Annotated in this window: 17 protein-coding genes; 10 read left to right on the top strand and 7 right to left on the bottom strand. The window is 65.1% G+C overall.

Features of this window, described 5'->3' with window-relative positions:
- Window positions 1-42: 42 nt before the first annotated feature.
- Window positions 43-243 (bottom strand): hypothetical protein, encoded by a 201-nt coding sequence (locus HACJB3_RS11075; RefSeq protein ID WP_008416748.1) that lies wholly within the window; start codon window positions 241-243, stop codon window positions 43-45.
- Window positions 244-362: 119 nt separating this feature from the next.
- Here HACJB3_RS11075 and HACJB3_RS11070 point away from each other — a divergent pair, with 119 nt between their 5' ends.
- Together HACJB3_RS11070 and HACJB3_RS11065 are read left to right on the top strand one after the other, a co-directional pair.
- Complete coding sequence (locus HACJB3_RS11070) at window positions 363-2,060, top strand: acyl-CoA carboxylase subunit beta (protein WP_008416749.1); 1,698 nt, start codon at window positions 363-365, stop codon at window positions 2,058-2,060.
- A gap of 68 nt (window positions 2,061-2,128) precedes the next feature.
- Window positions 2,129-2,461, top strand: coding sequence for a DUF5658 family protein (locus HACJB3_RS11065; protein ID WP_008416750.1), 333 nt, complete (start codon window positions 2,129-2,131; stop codon window positions 2,459-2,461).
- Here the strand turns inward: HACJB3_RS11065 and HACJB3_RS11060 are convergent.
- Both HACJB3_RS11060 and HACJB3_RS11055 read right to left on the bottom strand, forming a co-directional pair.
- A complete protein-coding gene (locus tag HACJB3_RS11060; RefSeq protein ID WP_008416751.1) occupies window positions 2,458-2,907 on the bottom strand; it encodes a MaoC family dehydratase in 450 nt (149 codons plus the stop codon). The two genes, HACJB3_RS11065 and HACJB3_RS11060, sit on opposite strands and share 4 nt — an antisense overlap.
- A 75-nt stretch (window positions 2,908-2,982) precedes the next feature.
- Window positions 2,983-3,537 carry a YqaA family protein gene (locus tag HACJB3_RS11055; RefSeq protein ID WP_008416752.1) on the bottom strand — a complete coding sequence of 185 codons (555 nt, stop codon included), beginning with the start codon at window positions 3,535-3,537 and terminating at the stop codon, window positions 2,983-2,985.
- Between the two features lie 106 nt (window positions 3,538-3,643).
- On the opposite strand from HACJB3_RS11055, the gene HACJB3_RS11050 reads away from it, so the two are divergent.
- The 6 genes from HACJB3_RS11050 to HACJB3_RS11025 all read left to right on the top strand — a co-directional run bounded on the left by HACJB3_RS11050 (window position 3,644) and on the right by HACJB3_RS11025 (window position 7,639).
- Window positions 3,644-4,486, top strand: a complete 843-nt coding sequence (locus HACJB3_RS11050; RefSeq protein WP_049934580.1) for an HpcH/HpaI aldolase/citrate lyase family protein — start codon at window positions 3,644-3,646, stop codon at window positions 4,484-4,486.
- A 70-nt stretch (window positions 4,487-4,556) separates the two neighbouring features.
- Window positions 4,557-5,813: a Glu/Leu/Phe/Val family dehydrogenase gene (locus HACJB3_RS11045; protein WP_008416754.1), complete on the top strand. Its 1,257-nt coding sequence runs from the start codon at window positions 4,557-4,559 to the stop codon at window positions 5,811-5,813.
- A gap of 86 nt (window positions 5,814-5,899) precedes the next feature.
- Window positions 5,900-6,085 (top strand): DUF7525 family protein, encoded by a 186-nt coding sequence (locus HACJB3_RS11040; protein ID WP_008416755.1) that lies wholly within the window; start codon window positions 5,900-5,902, stop codon window positions 6,083-6,085.
- Between the two features lie 46 nt (window positions 6,086-6,131).
- Complete coding sequence (locus HACJB3_RS11035) at window positions 6,132-6,356, top strand: DUF7123 family protein (RefSeq protein ID WP_008416756.1); 225 nt, start codon at window positions 6,132-6,134, stop codon at window positions 6,354-6,356.
- Between the two features lie 39 nt (window positions 6,357-6,395).
- A complete protein-coding gene (locus tag HACJB3_RS11030) occupies window positions 6,396-6,833 on the top strand; it encodes a CoxG family protein (protein WP_008416757.1) in 438 nt (145 codons plus the stop codon).
- Window positions 6,830-7,639, top strand: a complete 810-nt coding sequence (locus tag HACJB3_RS11025; protein WP_008416759.1) for a carbon-nitrogen family hydrolase — start codon at window positions 6,830-6,832, stop codon at window positions 7,637-7,639. Before HACJB3_RS11030 ends, HACJB3_RS11025 begins: the two co-directional genes overlap by 4 nt.
- Window positions 7,640-7,941: 302 nt before the next feature.
- Here the strand turns inward: HACJB3_RS11025 and HACJB3_RS11020 are convergent, their stop codons facing one another.
- Together HACJB3_RS11020 and HACJB3_RS11015 are read right to left on the bottom strand one after the other, a co-directional pair.
- On the bottom strand, window positions 7,942-9,474 hold the full coding sequence (locus HACJB3_RS11020; protein ID WP_008416761.1) for an aldehyde dehydrogenase family protein: 1,533 nt from the start codon (window positions 9,472-9,474) through the stop codon (window positions 7,942-7,944).
- Window positions 9,475-9,517: 43 nt separating this feature from the next.
- The gene (locus tag HACJB3_RS11015) at window positions 9,518-10,315 is read right to left on the bottom strand and encodes an RIO1 family regulatory kinase/ATPase domain-containing protein (protein WP_008416764.1); all 798 of its coding nucleotides are present in this window, start codon (window positions 10,313-10,315) and stop codon (window positions 9,518-9,520) included.
- Between the two features lie 96 nt (window positions 10,316-10,411).
- Between HACJB3_RS11015 and HACJB3_RS11010 the strand changes: the two genes are divergently transcribed.
- A complete protein-coding gene (locus HACJB3_RS11010) occupies window positions 10,412-11,554 on the top strand; it encodes an acyl-CoA dehydrogenase family protein (protein WP_008416766.1) in 1,143 nt (380 codons plus the stop codon).
- 4 nt (window positions 11,555-11,558) lie between these two features.
- Here the strand turns inward: HACJB3_RS11010 and HACJB3_RS11005 are convergent, their stop codons facing one another.
- Window positions 11,559-11,741 carry a YHS domain-containing protein gene (locus HACJB3_RS11005; protein WP_008416768.1) on the bottom strand — a complete coding sequence of 61 codons (183 nt, stop codon included), beginning with the start codon at window positions 11,739-11,741 and terminating at the stop codon, window positions 11,559-11,561.
- A gap of 126 nt (window positions 11,742-11,867) precedes the next feature.
- On the opposite strand from HACJB3_RS11005, the gene HACJB3_RS11000 reads away from it, so the two are divergent.
- Window positions 11,868-13,748, top strand: a complete 1,881-nt coding sequence (locus tag HACJB3_RS11000; protein WP_008416770.1) for an ABC transporter ATP-binding protein — start codon at window positions 11,868-11,870, stop codon at window positions 13,746-13,748.
- Between the two features lie 271 nt (window positions 13,749-14,019).
- Here HACJB3_RS11000 and ggt read toward each other — a convergent pair whose 3' ends face one another.
- Window positions 14,020-15,633, bottom strand: a complete 1,614-nt coding sequence (gene ggt / locus HACJB3_RS10995; protein WP_008416771.1) for a gamma-glutamyltransferase — start codon at window positions 15,631-15,633, stop codon at window positions 14,020-14,022.
- Window positions 15,634-15,819: the final 186 nt, after the last annotated feature.

Below are 15,819 nucleotides of genomic sequence, written 5' to 3'. Positions count from 1 at the left end.
ACGTTTGGCTTGCGTCTGCCATCTGCGAATCGATACCATACCTCACGCCGGCGGGTGGACGACGAGCGCGTCGAACAGTCCCGTCGCCGCAAGCAGCGAGGAGAGAACGAGCACTACCGGAAGCGAAACCGAGACCAGTGCCTGTGCGGCGAGACCGAGCGCGTACACCCCCGGGATCAGTCCGAGGAGCAGGTCGTAGCGCGAGACTCCTTCGGGACTCTCCGCTGCGTGCTCGTCGACCATCGTAATTAGATCTAATTACACCGATTCACTAAAAAGTGGTGGCGGTCTTCCGGGTGGATGCACTTGGGGGACGGATCCTCAATGGAAAACTGTTTCAAATCACCCCGCACAGACGGGATATGGACGTCCGGATCAGCGCGGGTGCGAGCGAGGAGGAGGCCTCCGCGATCGCCGCCGCGCTCGCGGAACACGTCGAGAGCGAGGTCGAGGTCTACGTCGGCGACAGCGACGAACCGACGGTGGTTCAAGACGCGGTCGTCGAGTACGACGACGGGCTCGGACCCACCGAGCGCGAACGCCTGCTCCGCGAGGAGATCGCCGACATCGAATCGGGCGGCCCCGAGAAGTACAAAGAGCGCCTCTCCGAGCGGGGCAAACTGTTCGTTCGCGATCGTCTGGATCTGTGGTTTCCCGACGGGTTGCTCTTCGAGGACGGCAAGTTCGCCGAGTTCGATTCGGAGGATCGACTGCCGGCCGACGGCCTGCTGACGGGGGCCGCGGAGTTCGACTCTCGTGAAGTCCACTTCATGGCCAACGATTTCACTGTAAAGGCCGGTTCCATGGCCGGAAAAGGGGTCGAGAAGTTCCTCCGGATGCAACAGCGCGCGCTGAAAAACGGGAAGCCCGTCCTGTATCTGATGGACTCCTCCGGTGGAAGAATCGACCAGCAGCGGGGCTTTTTCGCGAACCGCGAGGGGATCGGCAAGTACTACTACAACCACTCGATGCTTTCGGGGAGAGTACCCCAGATCTGCGTGCTCTACGGGCCGTGTATCGCGGGTGCGGCCTACACTCCCGTTTTCGCGGACTTCACGGTCATGGTCGAGGGGATGAGCGCGATGGCGATCGCCAGCCCGCGAATGGTGAAGATGGTCACCGGCGAGGAGATCGAGATGGGGGACCTCGGCGGTCCGCAGGTCCACGCCGAACACTCCGGAAGCGCGGATCTCGTCGCCCGCGACGAGGAGCACGCCCGAAAGCTCGTCTCTCAACTGATCACCTACCTGCCCGACAAAGCGGGCGAAAAGCCCCCAGGAGGCGAGGCGAAACCACCCAAGCGTTCGCCAGCGGGGATCGACTCGGTCGTGCCGAGCGAGCCCAATCGGGGCTACGACATGAGTGAGGTGATCGAGCGGGTCGTCGATCGGGGCTCCTATTTCGAACTCAAACCCGACTACGGGCCGGAGATCATTACTGCCTACGCCCGGATCGACGGCCGTCCCGTGGGAATCATCGCCAACCAGCCGAACCACCGCGCGGGGGCGATCTTCCCCGACGCCGCCGAGAAGGCCGCCGAATTCATCTGGAAATCCGACGCCTACGAGGTTCCCCTGCTGTATCTCTGTGACACGCCGGGCTTCATGGCCGGTTCGGGGGTCGAAAAGGACGCCATCCTCGAGAAGGGCAAGAAGATGATCTACGCCACTTCGAGCGCGACGGTACCCAAACAGTGTGTCGTCGTTCGCAAGGCCTACGGTGCAGGGATCTACGCGATGAGCGGGCCGGCGTACGACCCCGAGAGCACGATCGCGCTTCCCTCCGGCGAGATCGCGATCATGGGCCCGGAGGCAGCGATCAACGCCGTCTACCGGAACAGACTCGACGACATCGACGACGATGAGGAGCGCGCCGCGCGCGAGGCTGACCTCCGCGAGGAGTACCGAGAAGACATCGACGTCCATCGGATGGCAAGCGAGGTGGTCATCGACGATATCGTCCCGCCGAGCGACCTGCGCGAGGAACTCGTCAATCGCTTCGCGTTCTACGAGGACCTCGAGAAGGACCGTCCGGACAAGAAACACGGAACGGTCATTTAGTTAGGCACGCCCTCGTCGGTCGATAGCCGGTCGATAACGATGGTGCTCGGCCCCGAACGGAGGTTCGAATGCCGATCCACGAAGCGGGGCCGTGGGCGAGTCTCTCCCGATACGAACCGTTGCTCTGGGGACTCGTCGTCGTCTCGATGGTCGCCGATACTGCTCTTACGTACTACGGCATCGAACGGGGGTTCGTCGAGGGAAACCCGGTCGCACGCGTCGCGCTCGAACGGTTCGGGTACGTGGCACTCGGCGCGCTCAAACTCCTCGCGCTCGGGGTCGGCCTCGCCGGGCGGACCCTCCTTCCGGCCGAGTACACCGCGATCGTTCCGTTGGGGCTCGCGATCCCGTGGATAGTCGCCTCGCTGGTCAATGCCACCCTGATCGCCGGCCTGAGCTAGCTATCGGTTCGGAGCGAGAGGACCGTCCGGTCGAACTCACAGACCAGTTCCTCGCGTTGGTTCAGCGCCTCGACGTGCATGGTGACCACGCCGCGCTCACCGTCGCTCGTCTCGCGTTTCTCGGTGACGGTCGATCGGGCGCGGAGCGTATCGCCGTGAAACACCGGCCGGGGATGCGAGACGTCGTCGTACGAGAGGTTCGCGACGATGGTGCCGTCGGTCGTCTCGGGTATCGAGAGCCCGACGGCGAGACTCATCGTGTAGAGGCCGTTGACGAGGCGCTCGCCGAACTGGCTCTCTGAGGCGAACTCCCCGTCGAGGTGAAGGGGCTGTTGGTTCATGGTCATGTCACAGAAGCGTTGGTTGTCCGATTCACTCACTGTGCGGCGCTTTTCGTGTTCGATCGTCTCGCCGACCTCGAACTCCTCGTAGTACAGTCCGGGCATCTCCCTACTGCCGAGTCGGTTCCGGCGGGCAAAACGCTGGGGGTTTTTCCGTTGGCGTCCGGTCCTCGGATGCGATTACAACAAGCCGGCGGCCCCGCCGAAGACCCCGAGTGTCACGAGGAGTCGGCCGAGGCTCCCGACGAACGTCGCGAGTGCGAACTTCCAGTAGTTCTCCTCAAGGACGGCAAACGCATAGATCGAGACGGTGTCCGGGAAAAACGGCACACAGAGGGCGAGTGCGAGTCCCGCGTACCCGTACTTCTGGGCGATCCCGACCGTCCGTTTTTCGGACCACGAGATGACGTCGAAACGCGAGCGTTCGAGCCAGCGCACGATCGGACCGGCGTGTTTGGCCTCCTGCCCGATGTGAAAGGCAAACACGCTCCCGATCGCCTTGCCGATCGCGCTGGTGAGAACGATGACTCCGAGCGTCGCCGCCCGCGTTGGCGCGATGTCGAGGGGCGCGACCAGCACGATCTCGCTCGGACCCGGCAGGGCGAAGGCGATGAGAAACGAGTACGCAAAGACGATCCCGACGCCCGGCCATCCAGTCGCCGTCTCGACGATGGCCCGCATGCCCTCGATCCCCGCCAACCACCCCCCTCCGGAGAGGAACGCCGTGTCGATCATCGGATCATCACCTCACTCTTTCGTCCGAGTTCGTGGTAAACCCTTTCCCATCACCCATCTCCGCCGACGGGAGTAGACCGATATGGATCGGGATCGAACGACCGCCATGACTCGCCGAAGCGTCATGTTCACCCCCGGCGATCGCCCCGAGATGCTCCGGAAGGCCCCCGATGCGGGCGCGGACGTGATCGTCTTCGACCTCGAGGACGCCGTCTCACCCGACCGCAAACCGGCGGCCCGCGAGGCGGTCGCCGAACTCCTCGCCGACCCGGCGTTCGACCCCGACTGTGAGGTCTGTCTTCGGGTCAATCCCGCGTTCGAACCCGACCTCGCGCTCCTCGAACGGGTCCGGCCGGACAGCCTGATGCTGCCGAAGGTCGCCGAGGAGGGATCCGTCGAGCGACTCGACGGGGCCGTTCGGGAGTACGGCCGGTCGCTGCCGGTCCTCGCGCTGATCGAGAGCGCCGCCGGGGTGCTCGCCGCTCCGGAGATCGCGGCCCACGAGGCGACCGACGCGCTCGTCTTCGGGGCCGAGGACCTCGCGGCGGACATCGGCGCGACCCGCACCGACGAGGGGACGGAAGTGCTGTACGCCCGCGAGCGGGTCGTAATCGCCGCCAGCGCCGCCGACGTCGGGGCGATCGACACCGTCTACACCGACATCGAGGACCGCGAGGGCCTCGCAAGCGAGACGCGCTTTGCGCTCGGGCTGGGCTACGACGGGAAGATGGCGATCCACCCTAGTCAGGTGGGACCGATCAACGAGGCCTTCGCGCCCGACCCGGCGGAGATCGAGTGGGCGCGCCGGGTCCTCGCGGCCCGCGAGCGCGCCGAGGCCGAGGATCGGGGCGTCTTTCGCGTCGCCGGCGAGATGATCGACGCCCCGCTTCTAGCGCGCGCCGAGCGGGTCCGCGAGCACGCCCGCCTCGCGGGCTCGTGGGACGACTAAGGGCATAGATATTACTAATATGATATACATTCCGGCACGCTTAACTCCGCGGTGGGTGTGAAACCGAGCGATGGACGAGGAAGCGAACCCATTCGAGAGTCTCCAGGAGCAGATCGACGACGCGGCCGCCTACCTCGACGTCGACGAGGACGTCCTCGGGCGACTGAAACACCCCCAGCGCGTCCTCGAGACGAACCTCTCTGTCGAACTGGACGACGGTTCGCTGGGTCGGTTTCGGGCCTTCCGCTCGCAGTTCAACGGGGACCGGGGCCCGTACAAGGGTGGGATCCGCTATCACCCGAACGTCTCCCGGGACGAGGTGATGGCGCTGTCGGGGTGGATGGTGTACAAAACTGCGATCGTCGGCATCCCCTACGGCGGCGGGAAGGGCGGGATCGTCATCGACCCCGCCCAGTACTCCGAGGCGGAACTCGAACGGATCACCCGCGCCTTCGCGACCGAACTGCGTCCGCTGATCGGTGAGGATCGGGACGTTCCGGCCCCCGACGTCAACACCGGCCAGCGCGAGATGAACTGGCTCAAGGACACCTACGAGACCCTCGAGAACACCACCGCACCGGGCGTCGTCACCGGCAAGGCCATCGAAAGCGGCGGCAGCGAGGGTCGCGTCGAGGCGACGGGCCGCTCGACCATGCTCACCGCCCGCGAGGCCTTCTCCTATCTCGGACGCGATATAAGCGACGCGACGGTCGCCGTGCAGGGCTACGGCAACGCGGGCTGGATCGCTGCGAACCTGCTCGAACAACAGGGCGCGACGATCGTCTCCGTCTCGGACTCCTCGGGCGCGATCTATACCGAGTCGGGACTCGACACGCAGGCGGTGCGCGATCACAAGGACGAAACGGGTAGCGTCAGCGACTTCTCCGGCGCCGACGAGGAACTCTCCGGCGAGGACCTGCTGACGCTCGACGTCGACTTGCTCGTGCCCGCGGCCCTCGAGAATGCCATCGACAAGGAGTTGGCCCGCGAGGTCGCAGCCGACGTGATCGTCGAGGCCGCAAACGGTCCCCTGACGCCCGACGCGGACGACGTGCTGGCCGAACGCGAGGTCGACGTCTTCCCCGACATCCTCGCGAACGCAGGCGGCGTGACGGTGAGTTACTTCGAGTGGGTCCAGAACCGCCAGCGCTTCTACTGGGACGAAGATCGAGTCAACGACGAACTCGAGGAGGTGATCGTCACCGCCTTCGAGGACCTCATCGAGGCCTACGAGGACAACGACGTGCCGAACTTCCGGACTGCGGCCTACGTCGTCGCCATCGACCGCGTGGTGCGGGCCTTCGAGGAAGGCGGTACCTTCCCCTGACGGTCGGTAGATTCCGCCCTGCGGCGGGCTCACGCCGCCCGAACGAACCACAACGCACTAAGCCCCACCTGTGCGTATGGCCAGTAATGGCACGCACGACACGGGTGACGTCGGATAAAGGACTGGGTATCGGGTTGTTGTTCGGACTGCTCGCGGCCGGCGGCGCGGTCGGGATGCTCGCGGCCCCGGGCGGACTGGTCGGCGCGTGGGGGTTTGCGGCGGCGGTGGTCGCCGGGTTGATCCTCGTGGTGGCCGTCCACCTCTACGCATAGGGCGGGCGGGAAATGTTAAAGTCCGTCTGCGCCCTACTTCCGTCCGATGAGCAATATCACGGATGAGGATCAACGTATTCTCGCCTACCTCCGTGACAGCGTCTCGGCCGGCGAGAGCTACTTCCGATCGAAGCACATTGCGAAGGCGCTCGGCCTCTCCTCGAAACAGGTCGGCGCGCGTCTGCCGTACCTCGACGAGAAGACCGACGAGGTCGAGATCGAGAAGTGGGGCCGCTCGCGCTCGACGACGTGGAAGGTCACACTGAGTTGATCCGGCGTCTTTTTGATCGCAGGGTCCCCGATTCGTAGTATGACCGTCCGGGTTCAACGACAGTTCACGCTACCGGCGACCTGCGAGGAAGTCTGGGAGTTTATCTCCGATCCAGAGCAGCGAGCACGGGCGATCAGCGTCGTCTCCGAGTACGAACTCGAAGACGAGGCGGGCCGCAAGGCGACCTGGTACATCGACATCCCGGTTCCGGTAATCCGGCGGGCCGCCCGTGTCGAGACCGAGGACACCGAGCGCGATCCGCCCCGGTACGTCGAGTTCGTCGGTCGATCGAAGGTCATGCGCGTCACCGGGACCCACCGCCTCGAGGAGGTAGAGGGGGGCTGTCGTCTCTCCAACGAGTTCGTCGTCGACGGCAAGCTCCCGGGCGTCGAGCGCTTTTTCAAACGTAATCTCGATTCGGAACTCGAGAACCTCGAAGAGGCGATCCGGGAATACCTCGCCGAACGGGACCGATGAAGATCGCACTCGCGCAACTGGACATCGAACACGGCGACGTCAAGGGAAACGTCGAGCGGGCCATCGAGGCCATCGACGACGCCGCGGGTCGCGACGCGGATATCGTCTGTCTCCCGGAGATATTCAACGTCGGTTACTTCGCGTTCGAGGCCTACGAACGCGCCGCCGAGGGACTCTCGGGCCCGACGCTCTCGCGGCTCTCGGAAGCCGCCGCCGAATCCGGAATCAACGTGCTTTCGGGGACAATCGTCGAGGACCTCGCGGAGACGAGCGACGTCGCGACGCCCGCCGACGAAGGGCTCGCGAACACCGCCGTCCTGTTCGACCGGGCGGGCGAGCGTCGGGCCGTCTACCGGAAACACCACCTCTTCGGCTACGAGTCGGCCGAAGCCGAACTGCTGGTTCCGGGCGAGGACCCCCTCTCGGGAGTCTGTGAGATCGAGGGGTTCACCGTCGGGATCACCACCTGTTACGATCTACGATTCCCCGAACTCTATCGCGAACTCGTCGAGGAGGGCGTCTCGCTGGTACTCGTCCCGAGCGCGTGGCCCTACCCGCGCGTCGAGCACTGGACGACCCTCTCGCGGGCGCGTGCCATCGAGAACCAGTGTTACGTCGCGACCGTCAACGGAAGCGCCGAGTACGAAGGGACACGGTTACTGGGTCGCTCGACGGTCTTCGATCCCTGGGGAACGACGCTCGCGAGTGCGGCCGACGATCCGACCCTGGTCACGAGCGAGATCGATCCCGGCAGGGTCGAGCGGGTCCGCGAGGAGTTTCCGGCGCTGGGTGATCGCCGGTCGTGAGTCGAATCGGGGCGTGGTAGCACCCGTCAGGGCCGAGCAAACACGTTTATTAGGCCCGACCCCTGAGGAGGAAGTGCCGAAGAGCGCTTTTCTCGCTTGACGGCACACACAACCCGCGTCGCGCTCCACCGGACCGCTCCCGGACGGTCCATCTCCCGCCTCGTCTCGAACCGCGTAGTACGTCCCTAACCGTCGTTAGCAACTGTATACTGATACTCCCCGCCCTCGTAGCAGAGCGTGCTGGTGGAAACCAGCGCAGTGCCTATCGAGCGGGGTCTGGCCCGGCCCCGTTCACCATCCTTTCAGTTCTCGCTCGTCGTAATATCCGCCGAGAGCCCTTGAGCCATCTCGATGTCCCGGGAGTTGTTCAGGGTAAAGGCAGTGCGCTCGGTGACCGCTTCTATCACTTCGCGCGCGCTCGGATACCCGTTGCCCGACTTCTTGACCCCGCCGAAGGGCAGGTGGACCTCCGCGCCGATACACGGCAGGTTCGCGTAGCCCAGTCCGACCTCGCCGTAGTCCCGGAAGGCGTTGATCTGGCGGTAGTCCTCGCTTATGATCGCGCCCGCGAGCCCGTAGGGCGTGTCGTTGTGGATGTCGATGGCCTCCTCGACGTCGCCGCTGTACTCCACCAGGGCGACGTGGGGGCCGAAGACCTCCTCCTGCAGGCAGCGAAGCTCCGGGTCGTAGTCGACCTCATAGACGAAGGGGCCGACCCAGTGGCCGTCTTCCGAGCCCTCGGGCAGCTCCTCGGCATCGGGCTCAGCGCGGTCGACTAGCACGCGCCCACCCTCCTTTCGTGCGAGGTCGTTGTACTTGTGGAATTTCTCGACCTGGCTCTCGTCGACCACCGGCCCCATGAAGGTGTCCTCGTCCATTGGGTCGCCGATCTTCACCGACTCGGCGAGTTCGACGTAGCGGTCCTTGAACTCGTCGTAGACGTCGGTGTGAACGATCAGGCGTTCGCTCGATACGCAGCGCTGGCCGGTCGTCTTGAAACTCGACATGATCGCCGAGTGGACCGCCGTGTCCATGTCCGCCTGTTCGGTGACGATGATCCCGTTTTTCCCACCCATCTCGCAGGCGGCGAGTTTCCCGGGCTCGCTTCCGACCTTGCCCGCGATCTCGTGGCCGACCTCCGCGCTCCCGGTGAAGAGAACGGTGGAAACGCGCTCGTCCTCGACGATGGTGTTGCCGGCGTCGCCAAAGCCCTGTACCATGTTGAACACGCCCTCGGGGATGCCCGCGTCCTCGAACATCTCGGCGATGATCTGTCCACATCGGGGGGTCTGTTCGGCGGGCTTCCAGACGACGGTGTTGCCTTCAACCAGCGAGACGGCCATATGCCAGAAGGGGATCGCCACGGGGAAGTTCCACGGCGTGATACAGCCGACGACACCGCGGGGTTTTCGGCGCATGTAGGCGTCCTTCGCGGGGATCTCGCTGGGAACCACGTCGCCGTGGGGGTGGCGGGCGTTGCCCGCGGCCCACTCGACCATATGCCAGGCCTCGGCGACGTCGGCCTTCCCCTCGCTGATCTCCTTGCCACACTCCTCGGTGACGACCCGGCCGAGCTCCTCGTGGCGATCCTTGAGTTCGTGGTAGATGTCCCAGAGGTACTCCGCCCGGTCGATATACGAGAGGGCGCGCCACTCCTCGAAAGCCCCGTCGGCCGCGGCGAGCGCGCGGTCTACGTCCGATTCGGTGCCCCGTCGGAACTCCCCGAGGCTCTCGCCGGTCGCGGGATTGGCGCTCTCGAAGGTCTCTTCGCCTTCCCCGTCGGTCCACTCGCCGGCGATATAGTGTCGGGAGACACTCGTGGCTTGCTGGCTCATAATCGTTCGGATGGTTTGCGAGGCGAGGGTAAAAAGTTGCCCGTCACCCCGCTCGCCGTTCAATCTCGCCTTTCAACCCCGCGGCCTCGAACTCGTGGTCGGGACGTAACCGGACGAGATCGAGGAAGTCCCGCGCGGCAAGCAGCGTCGTCGTGTCGTAGACTTCGGCGGCGATCTCGACGGTGTGTTTCGTTCCGAGAGCGGGTTCGAGCGTCGCGAGCGCACAGGCGACGTCGTAGGCTCGTGCGGTCGAGAGCCCCTCGTTCCGGACGTTCGTCGCGTCGATGAAGTACAGTTCTCCGCCGTGAACGAGGACGTTCTCACCGCGGAGGTCGCCGTGGGCGAGGCTGTGATCGTGCATGAGCGCGAGCGCCGAGAACAGTTCGGGTGCCAGCGTCTCGATCTCGGCGGGTGGGAGTCGATCGAGGGTGCGAAACTCCGGGAGGTACTCGAGCATGAGGACGCCGAACTCGCCGACGCCGAACGCCTCGATCGGCTCGGGAGCGTTCAATCCGATTTCCCTGACTCTTCGCGTCGCCTCGAGTTCGTGGCGGCTCATTTCGAGGGGGTCCTCGAAGCGCTCGAAGAACCCTTCCTCGCCCCGCGAGAAGACGCCGAGGTTGCGCGCACCGGTAAAGAACGCGTGGACCAGCGCGTTCTGCGGGCTGATGACCTTGACAAACCATTCCTCGTCGACGACACACGGCGTCGAGAGCCAGTTGTCCACCTCTAGCACCGAAACGTGGACGCTCTCGCGGCCGTAACGGTCGCCGATCTCCCGCCCGATCCGCTCGAGCTGTGGCTCGTCGACTCGTCCACGAATCAGCCGACGGAACTCCATTGGTCGAATGGAGGGTCCCGAGTCGTATAGGCGCTTCGCGACCGGTCTATCACGGTCGTTCGCTGTTTTTAAGCCGGCTCTCGCGCAAGATGGACTATGGATTTCAGGCTCCCTGACGAACACCGGATGATCCGGGACACCGTCCGGGACTTCTGCGAGGAGGAGATCGAACCCATCGCCCAGGAGATCGAAACCGAACACCGCTACCCCGAGGAAGTCTTCGACCAGCTCGCGGATCTCGATATCATGGGCGTGCCGATAAGCGAAGAGTACGGCGGGCTCGGCGGCGATCAGCTCATGTACGCGCTCGTCACCGAGGAACTGGGACGGGTTTCGGGCTCGATTGGTCTCTCGTATGCCGCCCACGTCAGTCTCGCCTCGAAACCCATCGAACTCTTTGGCACCGACGAGCAGAAAGAGCGCTGGCTCCGCCCGCTCGCGGAGGGCGAGTACGTCGGCGGCTGGGCATTGACCGAGCCCGGAAGCGGGAGCGACGCCTCGGACATGAACACTCGCGCCGAAAAGGACGGCGACGAGTACGTCCTCAACGGAACCAAGCAGTTCATCACGAACGCCTCGGAGGCCGGCTCGATCCTCGTCAAAGCCGTTACCGATCCCGAGGCGGGCTACGACGGTATCTCTACGTTCATCGTCGACCCGCGCGAGGACGACGGCTTCGAGGTGACGACGATCTGGGAGAAGATGGGGCTGAACGCCTCGCCGACCTGTGAGATCCAGCTCGACGACGTGCGACTGCCCGAGGACCGTCTGCTCGGTGAAGTGGGCGATGGCTGGAACCAGACCAAGAAAACCCTTGACGGCGGGCGGATCAGTATTGCGGCCCTCTCAGTGGGACTGGCTCAGGGCGCCTACGAGGCCGCCCGGAAGTATAGCACCGAACGCGAGCAGTTCGGCCAGCCCATCTCGAAGTTCGACGCGGTTCGGAACACCGTCGTTGCGATGCACCGAAAGACCGAGCGTGCCCGCCTGCTCACCCACGACGCCGCCACGACCTACGACCGCGGCGAGGAGGTCACCCGAAAGAGCGCGCTCGCGAAACTCGACGCCAGCGAGGCCTGTCGGGAGGTCGCAGAAGACGCCGTGCAGGTGCTCGGCGGGTACGGCTACACCGAGGACTTCGCGCCCCAGCGGTTCTATCGCGACGCCAAGCTGATGGAGATCGGCGAGGGCACCAGCGAGATCCAACAGTTAGTTATCGGTCGGGAGATCGGGCTGTAGCTCGTTACGATCCGGCGTACTCCTCGGGAGCCGATTCGAACGACTCCTTGTGATCCGAACAGCAGAAGTAGTAGACCTCGCCCTCGTACTCCGTCTGGGCGGGCGCGTAGTTCTCGCCGCCGTAGCCCGCCTCGGAGCCGGGGGTTTCCCCTTCGATCTCGTTGTTACAGACCGGACAGTCGGTCATGGTGGCCACCGGTTGGCCGCCCGGAGTGAAAAGTCACCGGCGCGCGACTGCTGGCCGCCGGTCGAGACCGGCTCTCGACGTGGATTCCGGCGGATACATACCGCCCCGCTCCCTCGGTGAGGGCAGATGGGTGCGACCGAGGAGAGCGTTTTCGACGTCTATCGCGACCGGGTCGACAGGCCGCTGGTCCGGCTGTTTCGCAGTTACGGGCGGCCCGAGATCGCGTGGTTCGGCCTCGGCATGGCCGCGAACGTCGTTGCCCGAATCGCGAGCCTCCTGCCGCCGCTGGTGCTTGGGATCGCCATCGACGCGATCTTCGTCGCGACCGAACCCTTCACCCTTCCCGTAGTTCCCGACGCGTGGCTTCCGGCGACCCAGTCGGGGCAGTTTCGGTTCTCGGCGGCATTGATCGTCGGGGCGTTTCTCGTCACGGCGGTGTTTACGTGGATCTACGGCACCGCTGCCAACGTCTTCGCCCACCGGGTGATGCACGCGGTTCGCACGGACAGTTTCGAGCGGATGCAACGCCTCGACATGCCGTTTTTCGACGACAAACAGACCGGGGAGGTGATGAGCGTACTGAACAACGACGCCTCCAACTTGGAGGTCTTTCTCGACGACGCGCTCCAGAACTCCGCGCGTCTGGGCGTGATGGTGCTGGGGATCGCCGCCGTCCTGTTTTACCTCAACTGGCAACTCGCATTCGTCACCCTGATCGCAGTACCCGCGATGGTGCTGTTCACGCTGTGGTTCATGCGTGTCGTCGAGCCGATCTACGTCGCCCAGCGTGCGAGCGTCGGCGACCTGAACACCCGGCTGGAAAACAGTCTGGGAGGGATCCAACTCGTCAAGACCGCCACCACCGAGGCCTACGAAACCGAGCGCGTTCGCCGGGCCTCCTACAAGTATTTCGAGCAGACGATGCGAGTGATCAAGCTCAATTACGTCTACCGGCCGGGGATGGAGCTGCTTGCCGGGGTCGCCTTCGCCGCGACGTTCGTCGTGGGCGGGGTCTGGCTGTTCTCGGGCGCGCCGGGTCCCTTCACTGGCGAGCTCACTGTGGGAACGTTCGTTACGTTCCTGTTGATGACCCAGCGTTTCGTCACGCCGCTGGCGGAGGTCTCGAACATCATCGACCAGTACGAGAACGCGAAGGCGTCGAGCGAGCGCGTCTTCGGGCTGATGGACGTCCCCGTCCGGATCGCGGATGCCCCCGACGCCGTCGAGTTAGCCCGTCCCGAGGGTCGCGTCGAGTACGACCACGTCGACTTCGCGTATCCCGAGAACGCCCTCGCCGCTGCCGAGGGCAAGGACTCGGGCGAGCGCGTGCTCCACGACATCGAGTTCGTCGCCGAATCGGGCGACACCGTCGCGCTCGTCGGCCCGACCGGTGCGGGCAAGTCGACCGTACTGAAGCTGTTGCTCCGACTGTACGATGTAAACTGCGGCGAGATCCGCGTCGACGGCCATGACGTTCGGGGTCTCACGCTGTCGAGCCTGCGGGGCGCGATCGGTTACGTCGGCCAGGACGCCTACCTCTTCGACGGCACCGTCGCGGAGAACATCACGTATGGAAACTTCGAGGCGAGCGACGAGCGGATCCGGGAGGCCGCCCGCGCCGCGGAAGCACACGAGTTCATCCGTGACCTCCCCGAGGGCTACGACACCCGGATCGGCGAGAGGGGCGTGAAGCTCTCGGGCGGGCAACAACAGCGCCTCTCGATCGCCCGGACGATCCTGCAGGACCCGGAGATCTTGATCCTCGACGAGGCGACCAGCGACGTCGACACCGAGACAGAGCGATTGATCCAGGAGAGCATCGACCGCCTGACCGAAGAGCGCACGACGTTCGCCATCGCCCACCGCCTCTCGACGGTCAAAGGCGCGGACACGATCCTCGTCCTCGAAGACGGTCGGATCACCGAACGGGGAACCCACGAGGAACTGCTCGACCAGGGGGGGACGTACGCCTCCCTGTGGGGCGTACAGGCCGCGGGGTCGAGATGAGTCCCGATTCGGGGAGCTCCGAGGACTGAAACGCAGAACGGGACGGGGCGGCGGCCGGCGCGAGCGGAGCCGCCACTTCCGACGGCTCCGTGGACGGGGCGGGGAAAGGCTGGTGTCACTGAGCGCAGCCGGCCGATTGGCCGGCTGCGTGGCGGTCCTGGTGGTCACCGAAAATCGAAGATTTTCGTGACGCCAAGAGACCGCGTCGCGGTCTCTTGTAGCGACATGAAAAGGGCGAGGCGCGAGTGCCAACGAGCGCCGAGGGCTTTCGTTAGAAGCCGACGGCCTGCCCGTCCTTTCGGGGGTCCGAGCCGCCGATCAGGGTTCCGTCGTCGTCGCGATAGACGATCTGGCCGCCGCCCCAGTGGCCGCCCTCGTCGAAGAACGCCGCTTCCTCGACCACCTCGTGACCACGCTCGCGGAGCCCCTCGACCACCTCGTCGGGCATTCGCGAGGTTTCGAGCGCAACGCGGGTCCCGTCGAGCCACCGGAACCGTGGCGCGTCGAGGGCGGCCTGTGGGTTCAGCCCCGCTGCCATGTTGGCGGCGACCTGGAGATGACCCTGTGGCTGCATCGACCCGCCCATGACGCCCCACGAGGCGCGAAACTCGCCGTCCTCGCGGAGCATCGCGGGGATGATCGTGTGGAAGGGACGCTTTCCGGGCACCAGTCGGTTGGGATGATCGGGGTCGAGACTGAACGAATGGCCCCGATTCTGGAGGGCGAAACCACCCGCCGTGAGCCCGCTGCCGAAGCTCATGTAGATGCTATTGATAAACGAGACGGCGTTGCCCTGCGGGTCGACGATCGAGAGGTAGACCGTGTTCGCGTGCTCGCCCGCCTTCGCGTCGTACGTCCGTGCTCCGGTTCCGATCTCGTTTACGCGCTCGCGGGCGTAGTCCTTCGAGCGCATCGTTTCGGTGGGAACGTCGACGTGTTCCGGGTCACTCACGTGGGCATAGCCGTCCGCGAAGGCGAGTTTGGTCGCCTCGATCAGTCGGTGCAGACGCTGTTCGTCGGTCGGGTCACCTTCGATCCCGAGTTCCGCGGCGAGGTTCAGCGCCTCCAGCGCGACGATCCCCTGCCCATTGGGCGGATGTTCGAGCACCTCGATACCCCCGTACTCGGTGCTGATCGGTTCCTCCCAAGTACTCTCGTGGGCCTCCATATCGGAGAGGGTGAGGGTGCCGCCGTGGTCCTGCACCACTTCGACGACCCGCTCGCCGAGGCCGCCGCCGTAGAGCGCCTCGGGGCCATCGCGGGCGATCCATTCGAGCGACTCGGCGAACGCGGGGTTCGAGAAGCGCTCGCCGGGTTCGGGCGCTCGGTCGTCGGGGAGGAACGTCCGCGCGCTCTCCTCGACCCCGGCGATCCGTTCTTGGGCGGTCGTCCACTGGCGAGCGACGTACTCGCTGACGGGAACGCCGTCTTCGGCGTACTCGATCGCCGGTTCTAGGAGGTCCGCGAGGTCGAAGGTCCCGTGGGCGTCGAGCAACGTCACCCAGCCGTCGAGCGCGCCCGGTACCGTCACGGGTAGACCACCCTCGGCCGGCATGACTGGCTCGCCGTCCTCCTCGACGTCGGTTCGCTCGCGATAGCTCTCGAGATCGGCTTCGGCGGGTGTCCGGCCGCTCGCGTTGAGTGCGCGGTACTCGCCGTTGAACTGGGTCAGCGCGAAGGCGTCGCCGCCGATCCCGGTCATGTGCGGTTCGACGACGTTCAACACCGCGGCGGTCGCGACCGCGGCGTCGGCGGCCGTCCCGCCCTCTTCGAGGACTCTCGTGCCGGTACGGGCCGCAAGCGGGTGGCTCGTCGCGACCATCCCGTTCGGGGCCATGACCGCAGAGCGCCGGCCGGCGAACTCCCAGGGGTACTCGAACTCCATGGCGTGCGTCCGCACCGTGGGTTCTTGAATGGTACAGAAGGAAGGGTGTCATAGAACGGTTCTCGTGGCTGTGAATTTCGTCTGATTTGGACTGAATCACCTGTTAGGTAGTTCGTGCTTAGTTACCGCAGAAACATTCGTCTGTCTTACCGCTATCAGTTTCCGGTGGTTGGACGGATTCAATAG

It is taken from the genome of Halalkalicoccus jeotgali B3, assembly GCF_000196895.1.
Taxonomy (GTDB): domain Archaea; phylum Halobacteriota; class Halobacteria; order Halobacteriales; family Halalkalicoccaceae; genus Halalkalicoccus; species Halalkalicoccus jeotgali.
This window is presented reverse-complemented; position numbering and strand designations above follow the sequence as displayed.